The 22,995-nt window shown below is 66.0% G+C and carries 18 protein-coding genes and 2 riboswitches; of the genes, 6 read left to right on the forward strand and 12 right to left on the reverse strand.

All coding sequences use genetic code 11. From position 1 onward, the window contains the following. The first annotated feature begins 14 nt into the window (after positions 1-14). The 6 genes from ACZY1I_RS20510 to ACZY1I_RS20535 all read left to right on the forward strand — a co-directional run bounded on the left by ACZY1I_RS20510 (position 15) and on the right by ACZY1I_RS20535 (position 9,610). On the forward strand, positions 15-1,451 hold the full coding sequence (locus ACZY1I_RS20510) for a GuaB1 family IMP dehydrogenase-related protein (protein WP_463756375.1): 1,437 nt from the start codon (positions 15-17) through the stop codon (positions 1,449-1,451). A gap of 19 nt (positions 1,452-1,470) precedes the next feature. Further along, on the forward strand, positions 1,471-2,847 hold the full coding sequence (locus ACZY1I_RS20515) for a hemolysin family protein (protein WP_463756377.1): 1,377 nt from the start codon (positions 1,471-1,473) through the stop codon (positions 2,845-2,847). Continuing rightward, a complete protein-coding gene (locus tag ACZY1I_RS20520) occupies positions 2,844-3,905 on the forward strand; it encodes a hemolysin family protein (RefSeq protein WP_463756379.1) in 1,062 nt (353 codons plus the stop codon). Before ACZY1I_RS20515 ends, ACZY1I_RS20520 begins: the two co-directional genes overlap by 4 nt. A 306-nt stretch (positions 3,906-4,211) precedes the next feature. Next, entirely contained in the window at positions 4,212-6,401 is a 2,190-nt protein-coding gene (locus tag ACZY1I_RS20525; protein ID WP_463757132.1) for a malate synthase G, read from the forward strand. Positions 6,402-6,430: 29 nt separating this feature from the next. Beyond that, positions 6,431-8,665, forward strand: coding sequence for a substrate-binding domain-containing protein (locus ACZY1I_RS20530; RefSeq protein ID WP_463756381.1), 2,235 nt, complete (start codon positions 6,431-6,433; stop codon positions 8,663-8,665). A gap of 84 nt (positions 8,666-8,749) precedes the next feature. Continuing rightward, positions 8,750-9,610 carry a haloalkane dehalogenase gene (locus ACZY1I_RS20535; RefSeq protein ID WP_463756383.1) on the forward strand — a complete coding sequence of 287 codons (861 nt, stop codon included), beginning with the start codon at positions 8,750-8,752 and terminating at the stop codon, positions 9,608-9,610. Between the two features lie 13 nt (positions 9,611-9,623). Here the strand turns inward: ACZY1I_RS20535 and gcvP are convergent, their stop codons facing one another. The 12 genes from gcvP to ACZY1I_RS20595 all read right to left on the reverse strand — a co-directional run bounded on the left by gcvP (position 9,624) and on the right by ACZY1I_RS20595 (position 22,989). After that, positions 9,624-12,446 (reverse strand): aminomethyl-transferring glycine dehydrogenase, encoded by a 2,823-nt coding sequence (gene gcvP / locus ACZY1I_RS20540; RefSeq protein WP_463756385.1) that lies wholly within the window; start codon positions 12,444-12,446, stop codon positions 9,624-9,626. A gap of 40 nt (positions 12,447-12,486) precedes the next feature. Further along, positions 12,487-12,607, reverse strand: a riboswitch (glycine riboswitch). Beyond that, positions 12,608-12,705: riboswitch (glycine riboswitch) on the reverse strand. 31 nt (positions 12,706-12,736) lie between these two features. Beyond that, complete coding sequence (locus tag ACZY1I_RS20545) at positions 12,737-13,354, reverse strand: MerR family transcriptional regulator (protein WP_463756388.1); 618 nt, start codon at positions 13,352-13,354, stop codon at positions 12,737-12,739. 245 nt (positions 13,355-13,599) lie between these two features. Beyond that, positions 13,600-14,094, reverse strand: a complete 495-nt coding sequence (locus ACZY1I_RS20550) for a bifunctional nuclease family protein (protein ID WP_463756390.1) — start codon at positions 14,092-14,094, stop codon at positions 13,600-13,602. A 118-nt stretch (positions 14,095-14,212) separates the two neighbouring features. After that, complete coding sequence (ftsR, locus tag ACZY1I_RS20555; protein ID WP_463756394.1) at positions 14,213-14,968, reverse strand: transcriptional regulator FtsR; 756 nt, start codon at positions 14,966-14,968, stop codon at positions 14,213-14,215. Then, on the reverse strand, positions 14,965-15,435 hold the full coding sequence (gene garA / locus ACZY1I_RS20560) for a glycogen accumulation regulator GarA (protein ID WP_463756396.1): 471 nt from the start codon (positions 15,433-15,435) through the stop codon (positions 14,965-14,967). The genes ftsR and garA overlap by 4 nt, the downstream gene beginning before the upstream one ends. Positions 15,436-15,701: 266 nt before the next feature. Next, positions 15,702-16,106, reverse strand: a complete 405-nt coding sequence (gene gcvH, locus ACZY1I_RS20565) for a glycine cleavage system protein GcvH (protein WP_463756398.1) — start codon at positions 16,104-16,106, stop codon at positions 15,702-15,704. 37 nt (positions 16,107-16,143) lie between these two features. Continuing rightward, a complete protein-coding gene (locus ACZY1I_RS20570; protein WP_463756401.1) occupies positions 16,144-16,965 on the reverse strand; it encodes a DUF881 domain-containing protein in 822 nt (273 codons plus the stop codon). 1 nt (position 16,966) lies between these two features. Next, the gene (locus ACZY1I_RS20575; protein WP_083111365.1) at positions 16,967-17,299 is read right to left on the reverse strand and encodes a small basic family protein; all 333 of its coding nucleotides are present in this window, start codon (positions 17,297-17,299) and stop codon (positions 16,967-16,969) included. A gap of 60 nt (positions 17,300-17,359) precedes the next feature. Beyond that, on the reverse strand, positions 17,360-18,289 hold the full coding sequence (locus ACZY1I_RS20580; protein WP_463756405.1) for a DUF881 domain-containing protein: 930 nt from the start codon (positions 18,287-18,289) through the stop codon (positions 17,360-17,362). After that, positions 18,276-18,872 carry a CDP-alcohol phosphatidyltransferase family protein gene (locus tag ACZY1I_RS20585; RefSeq protein ID WP_463756408.1) on the reverse strand — a complete coding sequence of 199 codons (597 nt, stop codon included), beginning with the start codon at positions 18,870-18,872 and terminating at the stop codon, positions 18,276-18,278. Before ACZY1I_RS20585 ends, ACZY1I_RS20580 begins: the two co-directional genes overlap by 14 nt. A 61-nt stretch (positions 18,873-18,933) precedes the next feature. Next, on the reverse strand, positions 18,934-21,258 hold the full coding sequence (gene secA2 / locus ACZY1I_RS20590; RefSeq protein WP_463756410.1) for an accessory Sec system translocase SecA2: 2,325 nt from the start codon (positions 21,256-21,258) through the stop codon (positions 18,934-18,936). A gap of 87 nt (positions 21,259-21,345) precedes the next feature. Next, positions 21,346-22,989, reverse strand: coding sequence for an acetolactate synthase (locus tag ACZY1I_RS20595; protein ID WP_463756412.1), 1,644 nt, complete (start codon positions 22,987-22,989; stop codon positions 21,346-21,348). Positions 22,990-22,995 lie beyond the last annotated feature (6 nt).

Consider the following 22,995-nt stretch of genomic DNA (forward strand, 5'->3'; position numbering starts at 1 on the left):
AGTTGTACTAAAGGATGAAATTTCTGGACGGGCAACGCCCGTCGTACGACTTGACGTACAACGACGTGTTCATCGTGCCGAATCGGTCGGAGGTCGCGTCGCGGTTTGACGTCGACCTCTCCAGCGCTGATGGCTCGGGCACCACCATCCCGGTGGTCGTGGCGAACATGACCGCGGTGGCCGGACGGCGGATGGCCGAAACCATCGCCCGGCGCGGCGGCCTGGTGATCCTCCCTCAGGATCTGCCGATCCCCGCTGTGCAGCAGACCGTGCAGTTCGTGAAGAGCCGAGACCTGGTGCTCGACACTCCGGTGACACTGGCACCGGACGACTCGGTGTCCGACGCGACCGCCTTGATTCACAAGCGTGCGCACGGCGTCGCGGTGGTCGTCTTCGAAGGCCGCCCGATCGGTGTGGTGCGGGAATCCTCGTGCGTCGGGGTGGACCGCTTCACCCGGGTACGCGACATCGCGGCCACCGATTTCGTCAACGCTCCGGTGGGCACCGAGCCGCGCAAGATCTTCGACCTGCTCGAGAATTCGCCGATCGACGTCGCGGTGGTGACTTCCGCCGACGGCGCACTGGCCGGCGTGCTGACCCGCACCGGAGCGATCCGCACGGGCATCTACAGCCCGGCGGTCGACAGCGCTGGCAGGCTACGGGTGGGTGCGGCCGTGGGCATCAACGGCGACGTCGGGGCCAAGGCCCGGGCGCTCGCCGAAGTCGGCGTTGACGTGCTTGTCGTCGACACCGCGCACGGGCACCAGGTCAAGACATTGGACGCGATCAAGACGATCGCCGCCCTCGATCTCGGGCTGCCATTCGTGGCCGGAAACGTGGTGTCCGCGCAGGGAACCCGGGATCTGCTGGAGGCCGGAGCCGGCATCGTCAAGGTCGGCGTTGGCCCCGGCGCGATGTGCACCACCCGGATGATGACCGGAGTGGGTCGCCCGCAATTCTCTGCTGTGGTCGAATGCGCCGCTGCGGCAAGGCAATTGGGCGGCCATGTGTGGGCGGACGGCGGAATCCGGCACCCGCGCGACGTGGCCCTGGCGCTGGCTGCCGGTGCATCGAATGTGATGATCGGGTCATGGTTCGCCGGCACCTATGAGTCCCCCGGCGACCTGATGCGAGACCGCGATGACCAACCGTTCAAGGAGAGCTACGGCATGGCGTCCAAGCGGGCGGTGGTGGCGCGGACCGGAGCGGACAGCCCGTTCGACCGGGCCCGCAAGGCACTGTTCGAGGAAGGTATCTCGACATCGCGGATGGGGCTGGACCCGAACCGGGGCGGCGTCGAGGATCTGATCGACCACATCACCTCCGGGGTGCGCAGCACCTGCACCTATGTTGGCGCCACCACCCTGGAGGAATTGCACGACCGGGTGGTGGTCGGCGTGCAGTCGGCGGCGGGCTTCGCTGAAGGGCATCCATTGCCCAGCGGCTGGTGAAAGGCGCCCGAAAAAAGAAATGAACCACACCGGCACTGTGCTCAGTGTGCTGGCCATCTTGGCGCTCACATTCGGCACCGGGGTTTTTGTTGCTGCCGAATTCTCGCTGACCGCGCTGGACCGCAGCACCGTCGAGGCTAACGCGCGCGGCGGCGCCCGCCGCGACCGGTTCATCCAACGGGCCCACCATCGGCTTTCGTTCCAGTTGTCGGGTGCGCAGTTGGGTATCTCGATCACCACTCTGGCCACCGGCTACCTGATCGATCCGCTGGTGGACGCCCTGCCGCATCCGTGGCTGGACGCGATGGGCGCCTCCGCGCGGATGGCCGACGCAATCACCGGAATCCTCGCGCTAGTGGTCGTGACTTCGGTGTCGATGGTGTTCGGCGAGCTGGTGCCGAAGTACCTGGCGGTGGCCCGGCCACTGCGAACCGCCCGCGCCGTCGTCTTGCCGCAGTGGTTGTTCTCGGTGTTTTTCACCCCGGCCATCCGCCTGACCAACGGCGCGGCGAACTGGATCGTGCGCCGACTGGGCATTGAGCCGGCCGAGGAGTTGCGGTCCGCGCGCACGCCCCAGGAGCTGGTGTCCCTGGTGCGCAGATCGGCTAGCAGCGGCTCACTTGACGACATGACGGCATCCCTGATGCATCGTTCGCTGCAGTTCGGCACCCTCACCGCCGAGGAATTGATGACGCCGCGCTCGAAGATCGTCGCTCTGCAGACTGACGACACCGTCGCCGACTTGGTCGAGGCGGTCGCTACCTCCGGATTCTCCCGGTTTCCGGTCGTGGAGGGTGACCTGGACGAGACCGTCGGCATCGTGCACGTCAAGCAGGTGTTCCTGATACCGCCCGCCGACCGCGCGAAGACGTTGTTGACGACGGTCGCCAAGCCGATCGCGGTGGTGCCGTCAACGCTGGACGGCGATGCGGTCATGGCTCAGATCCGCGCCAACTCCCTGCAGACCGCGATGGTGGTCGACGAATACGGCGGCACCGCGGGCATGGTCACCGTCGAGGACCTGATCGAGGAGATCGTCGGCGACGTGCGCGACGAGCACGACGACGCAACGCCGGATGTGATGGCGTACGGCAAGGGCTGGCGGGTCTCTGGCCTGCTGCGCATCGACGAGGTGGAAACCGCGATCGGCTATCGAGCACCCGAAGGTCCCTACGAAACGATCGGTGGACTGGTACTTCGCCAGCTCGGACACATCCCGGTGGCCGGCGAGAAGGTCGAACTTCCGGCGTTGAACAGCGATGGTCTGCCGGATGACTCGGTGCGCTGGCAGGCCCTGGTGGTCCAGTTGGACGGGCGCCGCCTCGACGTGCTCGAGCTGAGCGAGTTGAGCGACTGGCCGGACGGCCAGCAGGGCCTGGCTCGGGGCGACCGATGAACCCCGTGCTGGCGATACTTCTGGCGATCCTGCTGATCGCCGTCAACGCCTTCTTCGTCGGCGCGGAATTCGCGATCATCTCAGCACGGCGCGACCGCCTGGAAGCATTGGCCGAGCAGGGACGGGCCAGCGCGGTGACAGTGATCCGGGCTGGCGAGCAGCTGCCGGCGATGCTGGCCGGGGCCCAACTCGGTGTCACGGTGGCCTCACTGCTGCTCGGTCGGATTGCCGAACCGGCGGTTGCCAGGCTGCTCCAGGGGTGGTTCGGGATGGCCGGCATGCCATCCGCGCTGCTGCACACGCTGTCATTCGTGGTGGCGTTGGGCCTGGTCGTGACGCTGCACGTGCTACTGGGCGAGATGGTGCCGAAGAACATCGCCCTGGCCGGCCCGGAGCGCACCGCGATGCTGCTGGTGCCGGCCTATCTGCCGTATGTGCGGGCAGCGCGACCGATCATCGTGCTCTACAACAAGTGCGCCAACGCCGTGCTGCGGTTGCTGGGCGTGGAACCCAAGGAAGAACTCGACATCTCGGTTTCCACGGTGGAGCTCTCGGAGATGATCGCCCAATCGCTGTCCGAAGGTCTGCTCGACCAGGAGGAGCACGTCCGACTGACCCGGGCGTTGCGGGTTCAGACCCGCGTCGTCGGCGATGTCGCTGTGCCGCTGGCAAAGGTCCACGCGGTCTCGGTGGCCGCGGCGGGATCAGGCCCGACGATCGGCGCGGTCGAGCAGGCCCTGGCCCAGACCGGATACTCGCGTTTCCCTGTGGTCGATCGCACCGGCAACTACATCGGATACCTGCACATCAAGGATGTGCTGGCATTCGGCGACAATCCGCAGACGGTGATTGATCTGTCGCTGGTGCGGGCTCTGCCCAAGCTGCCCGCGTCGCTGGGCCTGCCGGATGCACTGTCGCGGATGCGCCGCAGCAACAGCCACCTGGCGTTGGTGACCGGTGGCAGCAACGACGCCGGCGCGCTCGTAGCGCTGGTGGCGATGGAGGATCTGGTGGAAGACCTGCTCGGGTCCATGCGGGACGCAACAGCAAGGGACTGACGTGGGGCGTGGATCAAGGCCCGTATGATCTGAGCGGCTCACGCACTCGCAGGGGGAACGAATGGCCGCTTGCTTGCGTTGCCAGAAGGCGATTAACACGGCCTGCGGCGTTGCTGTGGGCGAAGCGCTCAGCGCGCCATGACCTGGTACTGCGGGTCGGTCGGGCTAGGCTCGTCAGGCTACCGCTCGGTAGGCTGACGGTAGCTAGTCGGGCCTAGCAGGGGTCTCTGAGGGGGCTCAGCGGGTTCCGGCGCAGCTGTTGAGGGGCCATTTTGGCCGTTACGGAGGAGAACAATGACTGATCGTGTGGCCGAGCGTGTGTCCCAAGGCAACTTGCGGATCGCTCGGGTGCTGTACGACTTCGTGAATAACGAGGCGCTGCCCGGAACCGGTATTGACCCGGACAGTTTCTGGGCGGGCGTCGACAAGGTCGTCACCGATCTCGCTCCGCGCAACCAGGAGCTGTTGGCTACCCGCGATGAGCTGCAGGCTCAGATCGACAAGTGGCACCGGCAACGAGTGATCGAGCCGCTCGACCCGCAGGCCTACCGTCAGTTTCTCACCGAGATCGGCTACCTGCAGCCCGAACCCGACGACTTCACCATCACTACTTCCGGGGTCGATGACGAGATCACGACCACGGCCGGCCCGCAGTTGGTGGTGCCGGTGCTCAATGCGCGGTTCGCGCTGAACGCAGCCAATGCCCGGTGGGGTTCGTTGTATGACGCCCTCTACGGCACCGACGTCATCTCCGAAGGCGGTGGCGCCGAGAAGGGCTCGGGCTACAACAAGGTGCGCGGCGACAAGGTCATCGACTACGCCCGCAAGTTCCTGGATGTGGCCGTGCCGCTGGCATCGGGTTCCTGGACCGACGTGACCGGTCTGAGCATTGCTGACGGAGTGCTGCAGGTCGAAGCAGGTTCAGAGTCGACCGGATTGGCCAGCCCGGAGAAGTTCGTCGGGTACTCCGGCGAGCTCGGCTCCCCCAACTGGTCTGTGCTGCTGGTCAACAACGGTTTGCACGTCGAGATCCTGATCGACCCGGAATCGCCGATCGGCAAGACCGACGCCGCCGGTATCAAGGACGTGGTCCTGGAGTCCGCGATCACCACGATCATGGACTTCGAGGACTCGGTGGCCGCGGTCGACGCCGACGACAAGGTGCTCGGCTACCGCAACTGGCTCGGCTTGAACAGGGGCGACCTGGTCGAAGAGGTCGCCAAGGACGGCAAGTCGTTCACCCGGAAGCTCAACGCGGACCGCACCTACACCACCCCAGACGGCGCCGGCGAGCTGACGTTGCCCGGCCGCAGCCTGCTGTTCGTCCGCAACGTCGGCCACTTGATGACCAACGACGCGATCGTGGACGCGGACGGAAATGAGATTCCGGAAGGCATTCAGGACGGGTTGTTCACCGGGCTCGCCGCCATTCACGGTCTGAAGGAAAGTGGCGACAACGGACCACTGGTCAACAGTCGCACGGGCTCGGTGTACATCGTGAAGCCCAAGATGCACGGCCCCGAAGAGGTCGCGTTCACCTGCGAGCTGTTCAGCCGCGTCGAGGACGTCCTCGGCTTGCCGCAGGCCACGCTCAAGGTCGGCATCATGGACGAAGAACGGCGTACGACGCTCAACTTGAAGGCGTGCATCAAGGCCGCCGCCGACCGGGTCGTGTTCATCAACACCGGATTCCTGGACCGCACCGGCGACGAGATCCACACCTCGATGGAGGCCGGCCCGATGATCCGCAAGGGCGCGATGAAGGCCACCACGTGGATCAAGGCTTACGAGGACGCCAACGTCGACGCCGGCCTGTCCGCCGGCTTCACCGGCAAGGCCCAGATCGGTAAGGGCATGTGGGCGATGACCGAACTGATGGCCGACATGGTCGAGCAGAAGATCGGCCAGCCCAAAGCGGGCGCCACCACCGCGTGGGTCCCGTCGCCGACGGCGGCAACGCTGCACGCGATGCACTACCACGCGGTGGACGTGTTCGCGGTGCAGAAGGAACTCGAGGGCAAGAAGCGCACCACCATCGACGAGTTGCTCAGCGTCCCGCTGGCCAAGGAGCTGGCCTGGGCGTCCGAGGAGATTCGCGAAGAGGTCGACAACAACTGCCAGTCGATCCTCGGCTATGTGGTGCGCTGGATCGACCACGGCGTCGGTTGCTCGAAGGTGCCCGACATCCACAACGTCGCCCTGATGGAAGACCGTGCGACGCTGCGCATCTCCAGCCAGTTGCTGGCCAACTGGCTGCGCCACGGTGTGATTACCAGCGAGGACGTCCGGGCCAGTCTGGAGCGGATGGCACCGCTGGTGGACGAGCAGAACGCCGGCGACAAGGCGTATCTCCCGCTGGCGCCCAACTTCGACGACAGCATCGCGTTCTTGGCCGCGCAGGAGCTGATCCTGTCCGGTGGCCAGCAGCCCAACGGCTACACCGAGCCGATCCTGCACCGCCGTCGTCGAGAGTTCAAGGCTCGCGAGGGTGCGTGATCTGCCCCTGAGAGGACGCGGAAACCGCCATGGGTAGGCACAGCGCACCCGACGACTCCGAGGATTCGCTACCCGATCGGCCGTCCGAGCCGGTTGACGAGGGCGCCGGTTACCCGAGTTGGGGTCAGCCGGCGGCCTTCGGCGAAGGGCGCTATTCGGACCCGGAGCCATACCCCGAGCAGGGCCAGGACAAGGACCAGTTCGCGGATCAGGGTCCCTACTGGGACCCCTACTCCGACACTGCGCAGGAAGCCGAGGAGCTGCATCCGGCTGACGCCGGGTACACCCCGGCCGACGCCGGTTACCCCGCGGGTGGTGGCCATCTCGGAGGCAGCGGTTACCTGACCGATGCCGGCTACCCGGCTGACCCGGGTCCGCCGGCGCCGGGTGCCGACGACTACACACAGTTCGAGGCACCATTCGGCCCGGGCCCGGACAGCGCGGACGCACCCCCCGCCGAACCGGTACCGGCAACCGCACCTCCGTTGTTCCGCGCCGGCACCAGTCATCGTGGTGCTGCCGAGTGGCAGGGCGGTCATCGCAGCAAAAGTGGCCGACGCGGCGTCAGCATCGGTGTGATCGTGGCTCTCGTCACCGTCGTCGTGGTGGTGGCCGGCGTGATCTTGTGGCAGTTCTTCGGTGACGCGTTGTCTCATCGCTCGCACACGGCCGCGGCGCACTGCGGCGGCAAGGACTCGGTCGCCGTCCTCGCCGATCCCTCCATCGCCGACCAGATCAAAGAACTTGCCGGCGGCTACAACGCCACAGCGAGTCCGATCGGTGATCGTTGCGTCGAAGTGACGGTCAAACCGGCCAACGCCGATGCCGTCATCAGCGGCTTCATCGGCAAATGGCCCGCCGATCTGGGCAAGCAACCCGGATTGTGGATTCCGGGTAGTTCGGTCTCGGCGGCACGGTTATCCGGGGCAACAGGGCAGAAGACCATCAGTGACAGTCGCTCGCTGGTCACCTCGCCGGTCTTGCTGGCTATCCGGCCCGAGATGCAACAGGCCCTTTCCAAGCAGAATTGGGCGTCGTTGCCGGGCCTGCAATCCAACCCGACCTCCATGGCCGGACTCAACGCGCCGTCGTGGGGGTCGCTGCGGCTCGCGCTGCCGGTGAACGGCAACGGCGACGCGTCCTTCTTAGCGGGCGAAGCGGTCGCCGCGGCCGCGGCACCGGCCGGAGCGCCGCCTACCGCGGGTATCGGTGCGGTGCGCACCCTCACCGGCGCCCAACCGAAACTCTCGGACGACTCGTTGGCCGAGGCAATGAACGCGCTGCTCAAACCGGGCAAGTCCGAGGAAGTGGCAGCCGCTCCGGTGCACGCGGTGATCACCACCGAGCAGCAGCTGTTCCAGCGCGGCCAATCAACCGCGGATGCCAAGAGCAAGTTGGCATCGTGGACTCCGCCTGGGGCGGTCCCGGTGGCCGACTACCCGACGGTGCTGCTCAGCGGTCCCTGGTTGACGCAGGAGCAGACCACCGCAGCGAGCGCTTTCTCCCGGTACATGCACTCCACCGAGCAGGTCGCGAAGCTCGCCAAAGCCGGATTCCGGGTGAATGGCGTCAAGCCGCCGAGTAGCCCGGTCACCGGGTTCTCGGCACTCCCGTCCACCTTGTCGGTAGGCGACGACGCGATGCGCGCCACCCTGGCCGACACGATGGCCACGCCGTCGGCAGGTGTGGCGGCGACGATCATGCTCGACCAGTCGCTGCCGAATGACGACGGCGGCGGTAAGACGCGACTGGCCAACGTCATCGCGGCGCTGGACAGCAGCATCAGGGCGCTGCCACCCAGCGCGAACGTCGGATTGTGGACGTTCGACGGCCACGAAGGCCGGGCGGAAGTGCCGACCGGGCCACTGGCCGACCAGGTCAACGGCCAGCCACGTTCGGCAGCATTGTTGGCCGCCCTGGACAAGCAGTATTCGTCCGGGGGCGGAGCCGTGTCGTTCACCACGCTGCGGCTGATCTATCAGGAAATGCAGGCCAATTACCGCGCCGGCCAAGAGAACTCGATACTGCTGATCACCAACGGGCCGCATACGGACCAGTCTCTGGACGGGGCGGGATTGCAGGACTTCATCAAGACGAGCGCCGATCCGGCCAAGCCAGTCGCGGTCAACGTCATTGATTTCGGTAGCGACCCGGACCGGGCTACCTGGGAAGCGGTCGCCCGGCTCAGCGGCGGCAGCTACCAGAACCTGCCAACGTCGGCTACCCCCGAGCTCGCTACGGCGGTCAACAGCTTTCTCAGCTGAACCGCCGGCTATCGGCTGTCGGATTACGCGCGACTCTTTCGTCAATAAAGAGACACGTAAAGAATCGCTCCCGAAGGAGTCGCGATGACGCTCGATTTCACGCCGGATCCCGAGCTCTATCCGTTCGAGTCGCGCTGGTTCGACAGCACGGCGGGCCGGATTCACTACATCGACGAGGGGGACGGCCCACCGATCCTGTTCTGCCACGGCAATCCGACCTGGAGCTTCCTGTACCGCGACATCATCGTGGCGCTGCGGGACCGATTCCGCTGCATCGCACCGGACTACCTGGGCTTCGGGCTGTCTGAGCGGCCGCCGGGCTTCGGATACAAGATCGATGAGCACTCCGGCGTGGTCGGCGAATTCGTCGACCACCTCGGTCTGGACGGTTATGTGAGCATGGGCCAGGACTGGGGCGGCCCGATCAGCCTGGCAGTAGCGGTCGAGCGTGCCGACCGGGTCCGCGGAATCGTGCTGGGTAATACCTGGTTCTGGCCGACGGACGAGCTCACGACCAAGTTCTTCAGCAAGGTCATGTCGAGTGGCCCGATGCAGTACGCGATCCTCAAGCGGAATTTCTTCGTCGAGAAGATGATCCCGGCCGGGACCGAAATTCTGCTGGCCGAAGAGGTGATGGAGCACTACCGTCAGGTGCAGCCTGACCCCGCCGCTCGGGTGGGGGTGGCCGAATTCCCGAAGGAAATCCTGGCCGCACGGCCATTGCTGGATCGACTTGCCCGTGAGGTGCCCGCCAACCTGGGCCCCAAACCCGCCTTGCTGGTCTGGGGCATGAAGGACGTCGCGTTCCGACCCGGTCCAGCGATCCCGCGGATGCGCGCGGCCTTTCCGGACCACGTCGTGGTTGAGCTACCCAAAGCCAAGCACTTCATCCAGGAGGACGCTGCCGACCGCATCGCGGAGGCGATCGTCGACCGGTTCGGCTAGACCTGGCCCCGGATCAGGCGAAGGCCTCCACGGGTGGGCACGAGCAGACCAGGTTGCGGTCGCCATAGGCGCCGTCGATGCGGCGCACCGGCGGCCACACCTTCGGCCGGAAGCCCTTGCCCAGCGGGTAGGCGGCCTCTTCCCGGGTGTAGGGGTGATCCCAGTCCGACACCAGTAGGCACTCCGCGGTGTGTGGCGCGCCGCGCAGCGGGTTGTCGTCCACCGGCCACTCCCCTTTGCCGACCCGGTCGATCTCGGCGCGGATGCCGATCATGGCTTCGCAGAACGCGTCGACCTCGGCCAGGCTTTCGCTTTCGGTCGGCTCGACCATGAGTGTTCCGGCCACCGGGAAGCTCATTGTCGGCGCGTGAAAACCGTAGTCCGCCAAGCGTTTCGCCACATCGTCGACCGTCACGCCGGTTGCCTTGGTGATACCGCGCAGGTCCAGGATGCACTCGTGGGCGACCATGCCGTTTTCGCCGGTGTAGAGCACCGGGAAGTACTCGTCGAGGCGACGGGCGATGTAATTGGCCGAGGTGATCGCGGTCAGCGATGCGGCGCGAAGGCCGTCGCCGCCCATCATCCTGATGTAGGCCCAGCTGATCGGCAGGATCGAGGCTGACCCGTAGGGCGCCGCCGACACCGGATGCCCCTGCGGCAGCTCGGTCGCGTGCGGGTGACCGGGCAGGAACGGAGCCAGGTGCGAACGCACCGCCACCGGCCCGACGCCCGGTCCGCCACCTCCGTGTGGGATGCAGAACGTCTTGTGCAGGTTCAGATGGCTGACGTCACCGCCGAACTTGCCGGGCCGGGCCAGTCCGACCAATGCGTTGAGGTTGGCGCCGTCGACGTAGACCTGGCCGCCGGCGTCGTGCACGGCCGCGCAGATGTCGGCGATGTCGTGCTCATAGACGCCATGAGTGGACGGGTAGGTGATCATCAGCGATGAAAGACGATCGGCGTGCTCGCTGACCTTGGCGCGCAGATCGTCGAGGTCGACGTCACCGTTCTCGTGGCAGCCGATGACGACGACGCGCATCCCGGCCAAAGCGGCCGACGCCGCGTTAGTGCCGTGCGCGCTGGACGGGATCAGGCAGATGTCGCGGTGCGCTTCGCCGCGGCTGGCGTGATAGTCGTGGATGGCCAGCAGACCCGCGTACTCCCCCTGCGAACCCGCATTGGGCTGCAGCGAGACCGCGTCGTAGCCGGTGATGGCTATCAGCCAGTTCTCCAGGTCCGCGATCAGTCGACGCAGTCCCGGGGTGTCCGATGCTGGAGCAAACGGATGCTGGCGCCCGAACTCGGGCCAGGTGACCGACTCCATCTCGGCGGCGGCATTGAGCTTCATGGTGCAGGAGCCGAGCGGAATCATGCTGCGGTCCAACGCGATGTCCTTGTCCGCCAACGTGCGCAGGTAACGCATCATCGAGGTCTCGGTGCGGTACTGATGGAACGCGGGGTGGGTGAGGAACTCCGAGGTGCGGGTCGCGATGTCGACCGTCGAAAGCTCACCGGACGCGACGCCGAACGCCTCCAGCACCGCCGCCACATGCGTGTCGGTGGTGGTTTCGTCACAGGCCACCGACACATGGTCGGCGTCCACCCGCCACAGGTTGACGCCGTTGGCCTTGGCCGCGGCCACCACTTCGTCGGCCCGGCCCTCGACTCGCGCCAGGACGGTGTCGAAGTAGGCGTCGTGCACCAATGATTCGCCCAGAGCGGCGCCGATCGTTGCGGCGTGGGAATGCACCCGACGCGCGATTCCGGACAGTCCGTCGGGACCGTGGTAGCTGGCGTACATGGCCGCCATCACGGCGAGCAGCACTTGCGCGGTGCAGATGTTGCTCGTCGCCTTGTCGCGCCGGATGTGTTGTTCGCGGGTCTGCAACGCCAGCCGATATGCCTCGCTACCGTCTGCGTCCTTCGATACCCCGACCAGCCGGCCGGGAAGCTGGCGCGCGTGCTTGGTGTGCACCGCCAGGTAGCCCGCGTGCGGCCCGCCGAATCCCATTGGCACGCCGAATCGTTGGGTGGTGCCGAACGCGACGTCGGCACCGATCTCGCCGGGCGGCGCCACCAGTGTCAGCGCCAACAGATCGGCGCCGATCGCTACCAGTGCACCGCGGTCGTGCGACTGCGCCACTAAGGCGCTCCAGTCGGTGATCCGGCCGCTGGCTCCGGGCAGTTGGGCGATCACGCCGAAGAAGTCGCCGTCCGGCAGCCCGTCGCGAAAGTCTGCGGTGACGATCTCGATCCCCAGCGGCTTGGCCCGGGTGGCCAGTATCGCTGCGGTCTGGGCGAAAACGTCGATGTCGACTGCCAGTCGGTTGCTGGGCCCGCGATATGCGCGATGCAGCAACGTCATAGCTTCGGCGGCGGCTGTCCCCTCGTCGAGCATCGACGCGTTGGCGATCTCGAGGGCGGTCAGATCGGTGACCATCGTCTGGAAATTCAGCAGCGCTTCCAGCCGGCCCTGACTGATCTCGGGCTGATATGGCGTGTAAGCGGTGTACCAGGCCGGGTTTTCCATGATGTTGCGCAGCAGCACCGGCGGCGTGAGTGTGTCGTAGTAACCCTGACCGATCATCGACACCGCGACCGTATTGCTGTCCGCCAGGGCACGGAGTTCGGCGAGGGCTTCGGCTTCGCTGGCGGCCGGTGGCAGCTGGTCGAGGCCAGGCGCGGCGCCCGCGCTGTTCAGCTCGTCCAGAATGCCGGTCGGGATGGCCTTGGCGGCCAGCTCGTTGAGAGAGTCGACGCCGATCACGGCGAGCATGGTGGCGACGGCGTCGGCGTTCAGGCCGATGTGCCGGTCGGCGAATGTTGGCTCAGACATGCTTCTCCTGACAGAGGACGCGACTAGACGTGACTAGGGGCCCTCTCCCTCTGTCTTCACCCGTGCACCGGGCGCCTGAGAGATTCGGCGCAATAGAAAGCGCCTTTCCCCATCGGCGGGCGACAACCACGAAGAGTTGTCACCGCTTTCCAGAGGCATCGTTGTCTGGCGCGGTCCGGGTGCCTGAGAGGTTGATGGAGAGGTATTGCTCCTTCGGCGTCTGCAGCTGGCGACTGCAGAACTCTCCCGCGCGAGGTCGATGCGGGTTCTAGTTTACGCTGTCGGGCGCTTCAGCCGATTTTTCGGTCGCGGTGCTTGCGCCGGGAGGCCAACTCGTCCTCCGGCGCCGCGATCGATTCGCCACCGTCGGCGCGCTCGCCCGGGAAGTCGGCGATCACGCCGGTCAGCTCTCGCATGGCGCCGGAGACGGCGATGCCGAACACGCCCTGACCGCCTTGCAGCAGGTCAACGACTTCCTCGGCTGACGTGCACTCGTACACGCTGGTGCCGTCGGAGAACAACGTGATGTTGGCCAGGTCCTGCACGCCGCGCTGACGTAGGTGGTCGACCGCGACGCGGATGTTGTGCAGCGAGATGCCCGTGTCGAGCAACCGCTTCACGATCTTGAGAACCAGGATGTCTTTGAACGAGTACAGACGCTGGCTGCCGGAGCCGGCCGCGCTGCGGATCGAGGGCACCACCAGAGATGTACGAGCCCAGTAGTCGAGTTGGCGGTAAGTGATGCCGGCGATCTGGCACGCACTTGGCCCGCGGTAACCCACTAGTTCGTCCGGTACGGAATCGTCGGGGAACAACCCCTGCTGTACCGCCGCACGGGGCGCGGGGCTAGCCGCCTTGCCCGATTGCTCGGCAAGATCCAGCTGTCCTTGACGTGGCTGGTCGCTCACGGTGCATCCTCTCGCCGATCGCGCTGTGGTCAGTAGCTGCGTCACGTGCTGCGCTAGCAGCTCCGTAATCTCAGGCCCGAGTGCTTGAGAGCATACGCTGTTGGCTGGCTGCCGTGCTCTCGGTCGATCATTAACTCGTGATCAAAGTATGGCCGTCGCAGCGATTAGTCGGCGATATCTGCTAGGCGTGTCGAGAATCCGTTATGTGATATGAGACGCATCCGTGACGTTGGGTGGGTACCCGATCAGGTGGCTTTGAAGTCATCCGGCGACACGCTGTCGAGAAATTCCTTGAACTTCTCCACCTCGTCTTCGCGGACGGCGCTGCTCTCCGATTCGTCACCCTCGTCGGGGATCAGCAGGCCGGCCTGAGCCAGCACGGCCTCCTCGACGTAGATCGGCACACCGACCCGCAACGCGATCGCTACGGAGTCCGACGGCCGGGCCGACACCTTGATGTCGCGGTCGAAGATCAGGTCCGCGTAGAAGGTGCCTTCCTGCAGATCGACTATGCGCACTTCCTTGAGCGAATGCCCAAGCGCGGCAATGAGATCTTTGATCAGGTCATGGGTGAGTGGCCGGGGTGGTTCAACCCCCTGCTGCTCCAAAGCGATCGCGGCGGCCTCCGACTGGCCGATCCAGATCGGCAGGTACCGGTCACCGTCAGTCTCGCGCAGCAGCAGCACCGGCTGGTTCTGCGGCTGCTCGACGCGAATGCCGACAACACGAACTTCGCCCATCTGTGTCTGTCCTCCGCACATGCCGCCGTGTCCGATACACACTCGGCGCAACGAAGCGGTGGACACCTAAAAAACGACCCCGCCGTCGGACACCAAGCTGTCGAAGGAAGTCTAGTCCTCAGCGGTGCAGTACGTCGCGAACGGCCGACTTGATTAGCGAGGTGTGCAAGGTGATTGCGAGCGCGGCGACCTCACGTGCCAAGTCATCGGCACGATCACGGGCGCCCGCCTTGCCGGCTTTGATCAGCGGTCCGGCGATCTGGGCGATCAAGTCCGACTGGCGATCTGCCGCGGAACGGAACGCCCGCAGATGTCTTGGCTCGACGCCGTAATCGGCAAGTGCCCGAGCACATTGCAGAATCACGACGGCATGCTCGTCGAAAAAACCGCCCGGTCCGGTGGTGATGACCCCGGCTTTGAGCAGAGCCGTCAACAGCTCGCCGTCCACTCCCGAGCGGTCCAGCAGATCGTCTCGACTGAGCCGGATCCGGGTGGGCGCGACGGCACCTGGATCCGGTCCGACGGCGGCGGCGTCGGGTGCGCCGTCGGCACCCGGCACCGACACCAATCGAGGTACACCGTAAGGAGATCCGATCGACGGCAACTCGCCGTCCGGTTGGGCCTCCAACTGAGACCGGATCACCTTCAGCGGCAGATAGTGATCGCGTTGCGCCAACAAGATGAAGCGCAGCCGCGCACAGTCGTACGCGGTAAACCTCCGATAGCCCGACGCCGCACGTTGCGGCGTGACCAGCCCCTCGGCCTCCAGGAATCGAATCTTGGAGATTGTGACATCAGGAAAGTCCGATCGCAGCAGGTCCAAGACCGCCCCGATCGACATCCCGGCCAGCCCGGGGCTATCGGGTGCGCTCACTGGCCCCCGGATCCCCCGTCGTCGTCACCTTTGGGGCCGGTCAGGAAGACCAGGCGGAACTTGCCGATCTGGACTTCGTCACCGTTGGCCAACACGGCGGAGTCCACCGGCTCGCGGTTGACGTAGGTGCCGTTCAGGCTGCCCACGTCGACGACGTTGAACTCGGCGCTGTCCAAACGGAATTCGGCGTGCCGCCGACTCACCGTGACGTCGTCGAGGAAGATGTCGCTGTCGGGATGCCGGCCGGCAGACGTGACGGCCTGGTCCAGCAGGAAGCGGGAACCGGCGTTGGGGCCACGTTTGACGACGAGCAACGCTGAGCCCGCCGGAAGTCCCTCAACCCCGGACACCGAGCTCTCGCCGCCCGTCTGAGCGGGCGCATCTAGTTCGTTGAGGAAGTCGGCTCGGAAAACCGAAGTCGTTTCTACAGTGACTTCTTCATTCTGGTCGTTATTTATGTCCGTCACCCGCTGCTCCTCACTGGCCGCCGTGGCGCTACCTAACCGGACCGTTCGGGCCGGTTTTCCAATCGGATATATCGCGTGTACTGCTCGGTGCTGCTGTCTGCTGCTCAAAAGTCACTGATGTCTCGACCGTACCGCGCACAGGTGCGCAGTGCCGCCGACCACTGCAGGATCGTAAGCCCCATACCCCGGCTTCTCCTAGATCTCCCCAGGATCCGCAGATTACTTCCGCGTTCTGCCTCGCAACGCATTCGGGACCTTAGCAATCGTCATTCGGTCAACGTGCCGCGGTACGCCTCCGCGTCCAGAAGTTCGCCGATCGCTGAGTCCAGGGCGCCGACCTCGGTGCTGTCTACCTGCAACTCCAGCAACCATCCCGCGCCGTACGGATCGGAGTTCAGCAATTGCGGTGAGCTCTCCAGATCGCCGTTGACCGCCGACACCTTGCCCGCAACGGGCGCGTACAAGTCCGACACGGATTTCGTCGACTCGACTTCGCCGAAGGCATCGCCCGCGCCGACCGCGGTGCCCACATCGGGCAATTGAACGAAGACGACGTCACCCAGTGCCGACTGTGCGAAATCGGTGATCCCGACCCGGACGGTGTCTGCTGCGCTGCGGCGAACCCACTCGTGCTCGGCGGTGTAGTGCAGATCGGACGGGATATCGCTCACGATGGTCCTGTTCTGGTCGGCTGGAAGTTGGGCGAATTCACTTGACGGGCTGAGCGTATTGGTGTGGTTTCGGTTGCCGCAAGGTGGTCACCTCGAGGTGATCGGCCTGCTGCACAGACATCCGGCCGCCCACCCGTTTGACGCTGTCCTCGGCGCCGCCGGGAATGTTCATCGCAGCGGCCAGCGTGGGCGGATCGCCAATCGCCACAATCGAATACGGCGGGGAGAACGCCTTGTTGTCGATGGTCAGCGCGCCCGCTGAACCGATTACCCAGGTATCGACTCCGACCCGCACGGACTGGTGTCCGTCGTTGATCTCGATCGCCTCGGCACCGGCGGCACGCAACTCGTTGATGACGTCGAGTAACACCTCGGGTGCCACCCCAGGAGCTGGATCGTCGATCTTCACTGTGACGCCCGGCCCGGTGGCGCCGACGGCGCCGACCAGGATCGACAACGCGGCCAACCGGGCCTGGGCACTTTCGATTGCGGCCTGGTCGGTGTTGCCCGACGCCTGCAACGAATTGAGGGTGTTCTGCAGATCGGCGACTTCGGTGCTCAGCGTGGCCTCACGCTGCCGTAGCGAATCCAGCAACACCAGCAGGTCCGCGGGGCGTGCCGTTTCCAAAGAGTCGCCGGACTCGTTCTGGCGCACCTGGGTGACGATGGCGACGCCCAGCACCAGGCACAGCAGGACCGCCAGCACCCCGAAACCGAGTCGCGACCGACCACCCCGAAACAGTGCACTGAGTCCCATCCGCCGCACTGGCCCGATCTCCGGGCGCGGTCGGTCCGATGGCAGCTCGTGGCGCCCCCGACGGGCGGCCTGCTCGGGCTCCTGCGGCGCATCCTGGCTCATGTCACGCTCCGAACAGGCGGCGCCGCAGCGCGGCGGCATTGCCGAAGATCCGGATTCCCAGCACCACGATGATCGCGGTGGACAGCTGTGTGCCCACGCCCAGTTGGTCGCCGACGTAGACGATCAGCGCGGCCACCAAGACGTTGAAGACGAATGAGACCACGAAGACCTTCGGGTCGAATATGCGCTCGAGGTAGGCCCGTAGACCGCCGAACACCGCATCCAGCGCGGCAACCACGGCGATCGGCAGATACGGCTGTATGACCTCGGGAACGCTGGGGTGAAAAACCAGGCCCAGCACGATGCCGATAGCAAGTGCCGCGATTCCGATCATGCTCGCGTGATTCCCCTCCACGTTTGCCGAAAAGCGCTATTCCGCACAGGATTCTCTCTCTCAGGACCCGATCTGTGTGGCGAATCTGACTTCGCGAACCGCGCCGGCAGGCAGGGCCAGGCCGTCGCTGCTGTTGATGCTCACACCGACGCCGTAGGAGGCCTCCAACAGCCTAAGCCGACGCAGTCCGGGGCTCTGGTCGAAGACATCGCGCATGGCGTGCGGCGGCCCGATCGCGAGGATGGTGTACGGGCTGGTGGTCGGATTGTTGTCGACCAGGATCGCTCCCCCGGCTTGCCGGAGGGTGACGTTGGGCCCGATCCGGGCGCCGTCAATCGAGATGGCTTCGGCTCCACTTGCCCACAGCGAATTGACGACGAGTTGCAGGTCGCGGTCGAGGATGATCTGCTGCCTGCCGTTGACGCGTTGTTTGGACGCGTCGGACAGGTTCGGACTGGCGCCGGGGTCGGTGACGGTGACGGACAGGCCCGGGCCGATCACCGCCTTGCTGGCCGCCGCCAGACTCAGCGCGTCGAGCCGGTTGAGCAGTCGCTGGCCCTCGGCGTCGTCCGCCAGCGCGACCCGCTGCACCTGGTCGACCTTTGCCGTCAGCGCGCTGCGTTGCTGGGCCATCTTGGTGGCGGCCGTCTGCGTCGAACGCACGTTGGTGACCAGCAGCTGTTGGGCCGTCCGCACGCCCGGGGCAACCGAGCGGGCCTGCGCGACCGCGGCGGCGAACACGGCGGCGACCAGTGTCGCGGCCAGCGCCTGCCACATCCAGCCGAATGCGCGGGTACCGGCGCTCTCGGGTTCGCCCGATTCGCTGCGGCGTTTCCGTTCTGCCGCCGCCGCGGCGTACCCCGGGTCCAGGTGTTCGGAAAGCAGCGCACGCAGCAGTGACGGCACCGGGATGCGCTTCGGCCGGGCGGTGTGGGCGCTGTAACCCGCGTTGGGGTCGTACCCACCGAGCATCCGGTCAGGTTCGGTCATGTTTGACCTTCGGCATTCGGCGCACCACCAGGACCGTCTGGACCAGGTACAGGACGAAAGCCCACAGGTACATGTACATGCCCCAGAGCAGAAACGCCCACCCGCAAGCGCCCACCACGCGGCTCCACAGCGCGTCCCAATGACCCAGGAGTACCAGCGGGAAGCCGGACATCAGCGCAAACGTCGCTGCTTTACCGACATAGCTGACCGGCAGCGCGGAGAGTCCGCGGCTGCGCAGCAGCGGCAGGGTTGCGGCCAGCGCCCCGTCCCGGGCCAGCAGGATGATGACGAACCACCACGGCACAATGCCGCCCAGCGCCAAAACGATTGGCACGGTGACCATGTAGAGGCGATCGACGGCCGGGTCCAGCAGCATTCCCAGCCGTGACGACTGGTTCATCACGCGGGCGATCTTGCCGTCCGCCCAGTCGGAGAAGCCGCTGAACATCAGGATCGCTACCGCCCAGCCGTTGATGTGCGCCACCAACAGCAGGTAGACGAACACCGGGATCAGCGCCAAGCGGACGGCACTCAGCACGTTGGGCACCGTCAGCACCCGATTCTGTGCGAGCACTGGCTCCATGAGCCGTGACACTATCGCCGCTATGCTCCGGTCCGCGAGGCGGATCGCGCCCACCCGGTGGTCAGCGGAAGACGCCGGGCAGGCTCAGCGTCGACAGCGTGTCGTCTGACAACGGGTTGTCATTGACCATGTAGGTCCACGTCGATGTCGGGCGGGCCAACTTCGAGAGGTCCAGGCCTTGCTCGTCTTCGAGGATGTTCGCCGTCTCGAAGGTCTGCTGAGCCGCCTCGATCGCGTCGGCGGCCAGCGACGCGAACGCATCCACGGCCATCCGGTGGAACTCGTCCAAAGGATTCTGCCGACCCAGCGCGCGCAGGTGAATGCTCTCCCGGATGTCGGCCAGATACGCCAGGTGATCGGCCCAGCCACGGTCGAGGTGGTAGAGCATGATCAGCCGGCAGATCTTCGCCAGCTTCTCGGTGGACGAATCCTCCGCAAGCTCCTTGTACCGCTTGGGCGCGAGCTCCTCGAGTTCGGACCGCGCGGCTTCGGTGCGCAGCAGAGTGTTACGTCGTTCGACGATGATCGCGCGTTGCTGAGCTATCAACTGGTTGTAGCGCCAGGTGTTGGCGTGCACGTCCAGTAGCCGGCCCTCGGCGACCCGCTGGGCATGATCGAGCAGTCCGCTGGTCTTGGGACTGACGATGCGGCCGTCCTCGTCGGTTTCGGTGGGCAGCTTGCTGGTGTCCAGGTTCGCCGCCACCACGTCGTCTTCCCAACTGGAGAAGAACACCGACGAGCCCGGGTCACCCTGCCGTCCGGCACGGCCGCGCAGCTGGTTGTCAAGCCGCTCGGTGTGGTGTCGGCCGGTGCCGACGACGTGCAGTCCGCCCAGCTCGGCGACTCGGTCATGGTCGGATTCATCGGAGCCGCCCAGCCGGATGTCGGTGCCGCGCCCGGCCATCTGGGTCGACACCGTCACGACGCCGTACTGGCCGGCCTCCGCGATGACCCCGGCCTCTTCGGCGTCGTTCTTGGCATTGAGCAGCACCGCGGGGACATTGCGACGCAGCAGCCGCTCGTGCAGATCTTCGGATTCGGCGACGTCGCGCGTCCCGACCAGGACGGGTTGCCCGGTCTCGTTCACCTCGGCGATGTGGTCCACGATCGCGTCGTTCTTCGCGGCAGCGGTGATGTAGACGCGGTCGGTCTCGTCCTCGCGGACGTTGGGCTTGTTCGGTGGGATCGGCGAGACGCCCAGCTTGTAGAACTGGCGCAACTGCTCACCTGCGGCCAGCGCGGTGCCGGTCATGCCGCAGACGGTGGAGTAGCGGTTGATCAGGGCCTGCACGGTGATGGTGTCGAGCACCTCGCCGGTCTCGGTGGTCTCGATCCCTTCTTTGGCCTCGACGGCGGCCTGCAGGCCGTCCGGCCAACGCTGCAACTGCGCGATTCGGCCGCGCGACGCGTTGATCAGGTGCACCGCGTCGTCGCGGACGATGTAGTGCACATCGCGCTGCAACAGCACATGCGCGTGCAGCGCGACGTTGACCTCGGTCAGGGTGGTGACGACGTGTTCCTCGGAGTACAGGTCGATGCCGCCGAGAGCTTTCTCAACCTTGCGCGCACCCGATTCGGTCAGGTGGACGTTGCGGCTGTCGGAGTCGGTGTCGTAGTCGGCCTCTGCCGTGAGCTTTCCGACCAGCTTGATGATCTCGACCCGGGGTGTCTCGCGGTGGCTGGTTCCGGCCAGGACCAGCGGCACCAGCGCCTCGTCGACCAGCACCGAGTCGGCCTCGTCGATCAGTGCGACGTCGGGGTTGGGTGAAACAAGGTCGTCGACGTCGGTGACCAACTGATCGCGCAGCACGTCGAACCCGATCTCGTTGACCGAGGCGTAGGTGACGTCGCAGTCGTAGGCGGACTTGCGGTCCGCACTGCTCGATTCCGCGGTGATCCAGCCGACCGTGAGACCCATCGCCTCGATCAGCGGGCTCATCCATTCCGCGTCGCGGCGGGCCAGGTAGTCATTGATGGTGACGACGTGCACGTGCCGGCCGCCGAGCGCATAGCCTGCGGCGGCGATTGCCCCGGCCAGGGTCTTGCCTTCGCCGGTGGCCATCTCGATCACATCGCCGGCCAGCATCCGGATCGCGCCGAGCAACTGCACGTCGAACGGGCGGAGCCCGGTGGTGCGCTCCGCTGCCTCGCGGGCGATCGCCAGAAACTGCGGAATGTCCGTAGAGTCGGCCAGATCGTCGAGATTGAGCAAACCGGACGCTTTGCGGAGCTTCTCATCGCTGAGGTCGGCGGCTTCCTTGTCGTATTCGTCGGAAGCAGTCACGACGGCCATGGAGCGGCTGCGGTCCTTCTCCGTGCTGGCGCCGAGTAGGCGCCAGAAACGGCTGCTCAGCCGGCCGGGTTGAGAGCGGGTGGTCTTAGGCACAGCCCAACGGTACGCGACAGCCCAGGTCTGATCAGGCCAGGTTGACGACGACGCGGCCGCAGGGCGGGCGCAGAGGAGTCGACCTCATCAGGCCAGGTTCGACCGGCGCGGATAGGCGACGCTGGGGTCGGTGAGGACGTTGACGACCGACGGCAGACCACTGGCGAAGGCGCGATCCAGCGCGGGCCGGAGCTCGGCCGGCGCCGATACCAGCTCGCCGTGGCCGCCCAACGCGCGGGCCACCTCGTCGTAGCGGGTGCCTGGGCGCAGTTCGGCCACCACCGAATACCCGTACAGCGCTTCCATCGGGTGTTTCTCCAGACCCCAGATGCCGTTGTTGCCGATCACCGAAACCACGGGCACGTTGTGGCGCACCAGGGTGTCCCATTCCATGCCGCTGAAACCGAAGGCGCCATCGCCCTGCAAAAGCACGACTTGCCGCTCCGGCCGGGCCAGCTTGGCGGCCAGCGCGTAGCCGGGGCCCGAGCCGAGGCAGCCGAACGGGCCGCTGTCCAACCAACATCCGGGCTGGTAGCTGTCGATCACCCGACCGGCGTACGAACCGAAGTCCCCGCCGTCGATGACGACGACCGCGTCACGGTCCAACATCGGAGCCAATTCGGCGTAGACCCGCATCGGATGCAGTGGGATGCGGTCCTCGGCGAGCTCGGTCTTCTCGAGGTCGCGCACCGCGGTCTCGACGGTCCGCAATTCGCTGATCCAGTCCTGATGGTCGCTCGCGGCGGATCCGGTGAGGCCGGACAGGATCGCCGTCAGGTCGCCGTACAGCTCTGCGGCGACGGCACGCGGGTGCTTGCGCTCAGGCTCGGCGCGGTCGGCGACGACGAGCTGCGTCTGCTCACCGAAGACGTTGCCGAACCCGAGACGGAAGTCCATCGGAACCCCGACGATCAGCGCAACGTCGGCATTGCCCAAAGCTTTCGAACGCGCCCGCGAGAAGGCCAGCGGGTGGTCGGCCGGAACCACGCCGCGGGCCATCCCGTTCATCAGCACCGGGATTCGCAGTTGTTCGGCCAGGCGTAGCAGCGCGATCTCGCCATGCCCCCACCAGACGTTGGTACCGGCCATGATCACCGGCCGCTGTGCCTTGGACAACAGGTCGGCGACCCGATCCAGCTGGTCGGCCGCGGGCGCAGGGGCGGCAGGGAGCGCGGTGAGCGCACCGGGGCGGTTGTCATCTTCAGATATAGAAAACGCGTGGTCCATCGGGAAGTCGACGAATCCGACACCCGAGCGCGCACCCACCGCCGCTTGTAGTGCTTGGTCGACCAGCCGTCCGGCGTCTGCGGCGGACTGCGCGGTGGCGGCGAATCGAGCCAACGGCGACACGAACGGCACGTGGTCGATCTCTTGCAGCGAGCCCATCCCCCACCTGCCGGCCGGCGCGCGGCCGCCAAGCACCACCAGCGGTGATTGGTTTTGTTGCGCGGCCGCCATCGCGCTCATCCCGTTGGTCACGCCTGGGCCCGCGGTTAACGCGGCCACACCGGGAACACGGGTCACCTTGGACCAGCCCTCGGCGGCGAACGCCGCCGTCTGCTCGTGGCGGGTGTCGATCAGCCGGACACCCTCGTCCCGACAGCCGTCGTAGATAGAAAACAAGTGGCCGCCCGAAAGCGTGAAGACGGTGTCGATACCGCTGGCCTTGAGCCGCCGCGCAATGAGTCGGCCGGCATGAATGTTCTGCGCAGAACCAGCTTGGGCGGTCATCTTCGC

The sequence above is a fragment of the Mycobacterium sp. IDUB_37 genome, from assembly GCF_055419245.1.

Excerpts from the sequence above, each read along its gene's own strand:
- ACZY1I_RS20510 (WP_463756375.1), top strand. The coding sequence starts at position 15 with ATGAAATTTCTGGACGGGCAACGCCCGTCGTACGACTTGACGTACAAC.
- ACZY1I_RS20515 (WP_463756377.1), top strand. The coding sequence starts at position 1,471 with ATGAACCACACCGGCACTGTGCTCAGTGTGCTGGCCATCTTGGCGCTC.
- ACZY1I_RS20520 (WP_463756379.1), top strand. The coding sequence starts at position 2,844 with ATGAACCCCGTGCTGGCGATACTTCTGGCGATCCTGCTGATCGCCGTC.
- ACZY1I_RS20530 (WP_463756381.1), top strand. The coding sequence starts at position 6,431 with ATGGGTAGGCACAGCGCACCCGACGACTCCGAGGATTCGCTACCCGAT.
- ACZY1I_RS20535 (WP_463756383.1), top strand. The coding sequence starts at position 8,750 with ATGACGCTCGATTTCACGCCGGATCCCGAGCTCTATCCGTTCGAGTCG.
- gcvP (WP_463756385.1), bottom strand. The coding sequence starts at position 12,446 with ATGTCTGAGCCAACATTCGCCGACCGGCACATCGGCCTGAACGCCGAC.
- ACZY1I_RS20550 (WP_463756390.1), bottom strand. The coding sequence starts at position 14,094 with ATGGGCGAAGTTCGTGTTGTCGGCATTCGCGTCGAGCAGCCGCAGAAC.
- ACZY1I_RS20570 (WP_463756401.1), bottom strand. The coding sequence starts at position 16,965 with ATGAGCCAGGATGCGCCGCAGGAGCCCGAGCAGGCCGCCCGTCGGGGG.
- ACZY1I_RS20575 (WP_083111365.1), bottom strand. The coding sequence starts at position 17,299 with ATGATCGGAATCGCGGCACTTGCTATCGGCATCGTGCTGGGCCTGGTT.
- ACZY1I_RS20580 (WP_463756405.1), bottom strand. The coding sequence starts at position 18,289 with ATGACCGAACCTGACCGGATGCTCGGTGGGTACGACCCCAACGCGGGT.
- ACZY1I_RS20585 (WP_463756408.1), bottom strand. The coding sequence starts at position 18,872 with ATGGAGCCAGTGCTCGCACAGAATCGGGTGCTGACGGTGCCCAACGTG.
- ACZY1I_RS20595 (WP_463756412.1), bottom strand. The coding sequence starts at position 22,989 with ATGACCGCCCAAGCTGGTTCTGCGCAGAACATTCATGCCGGCCGACTC.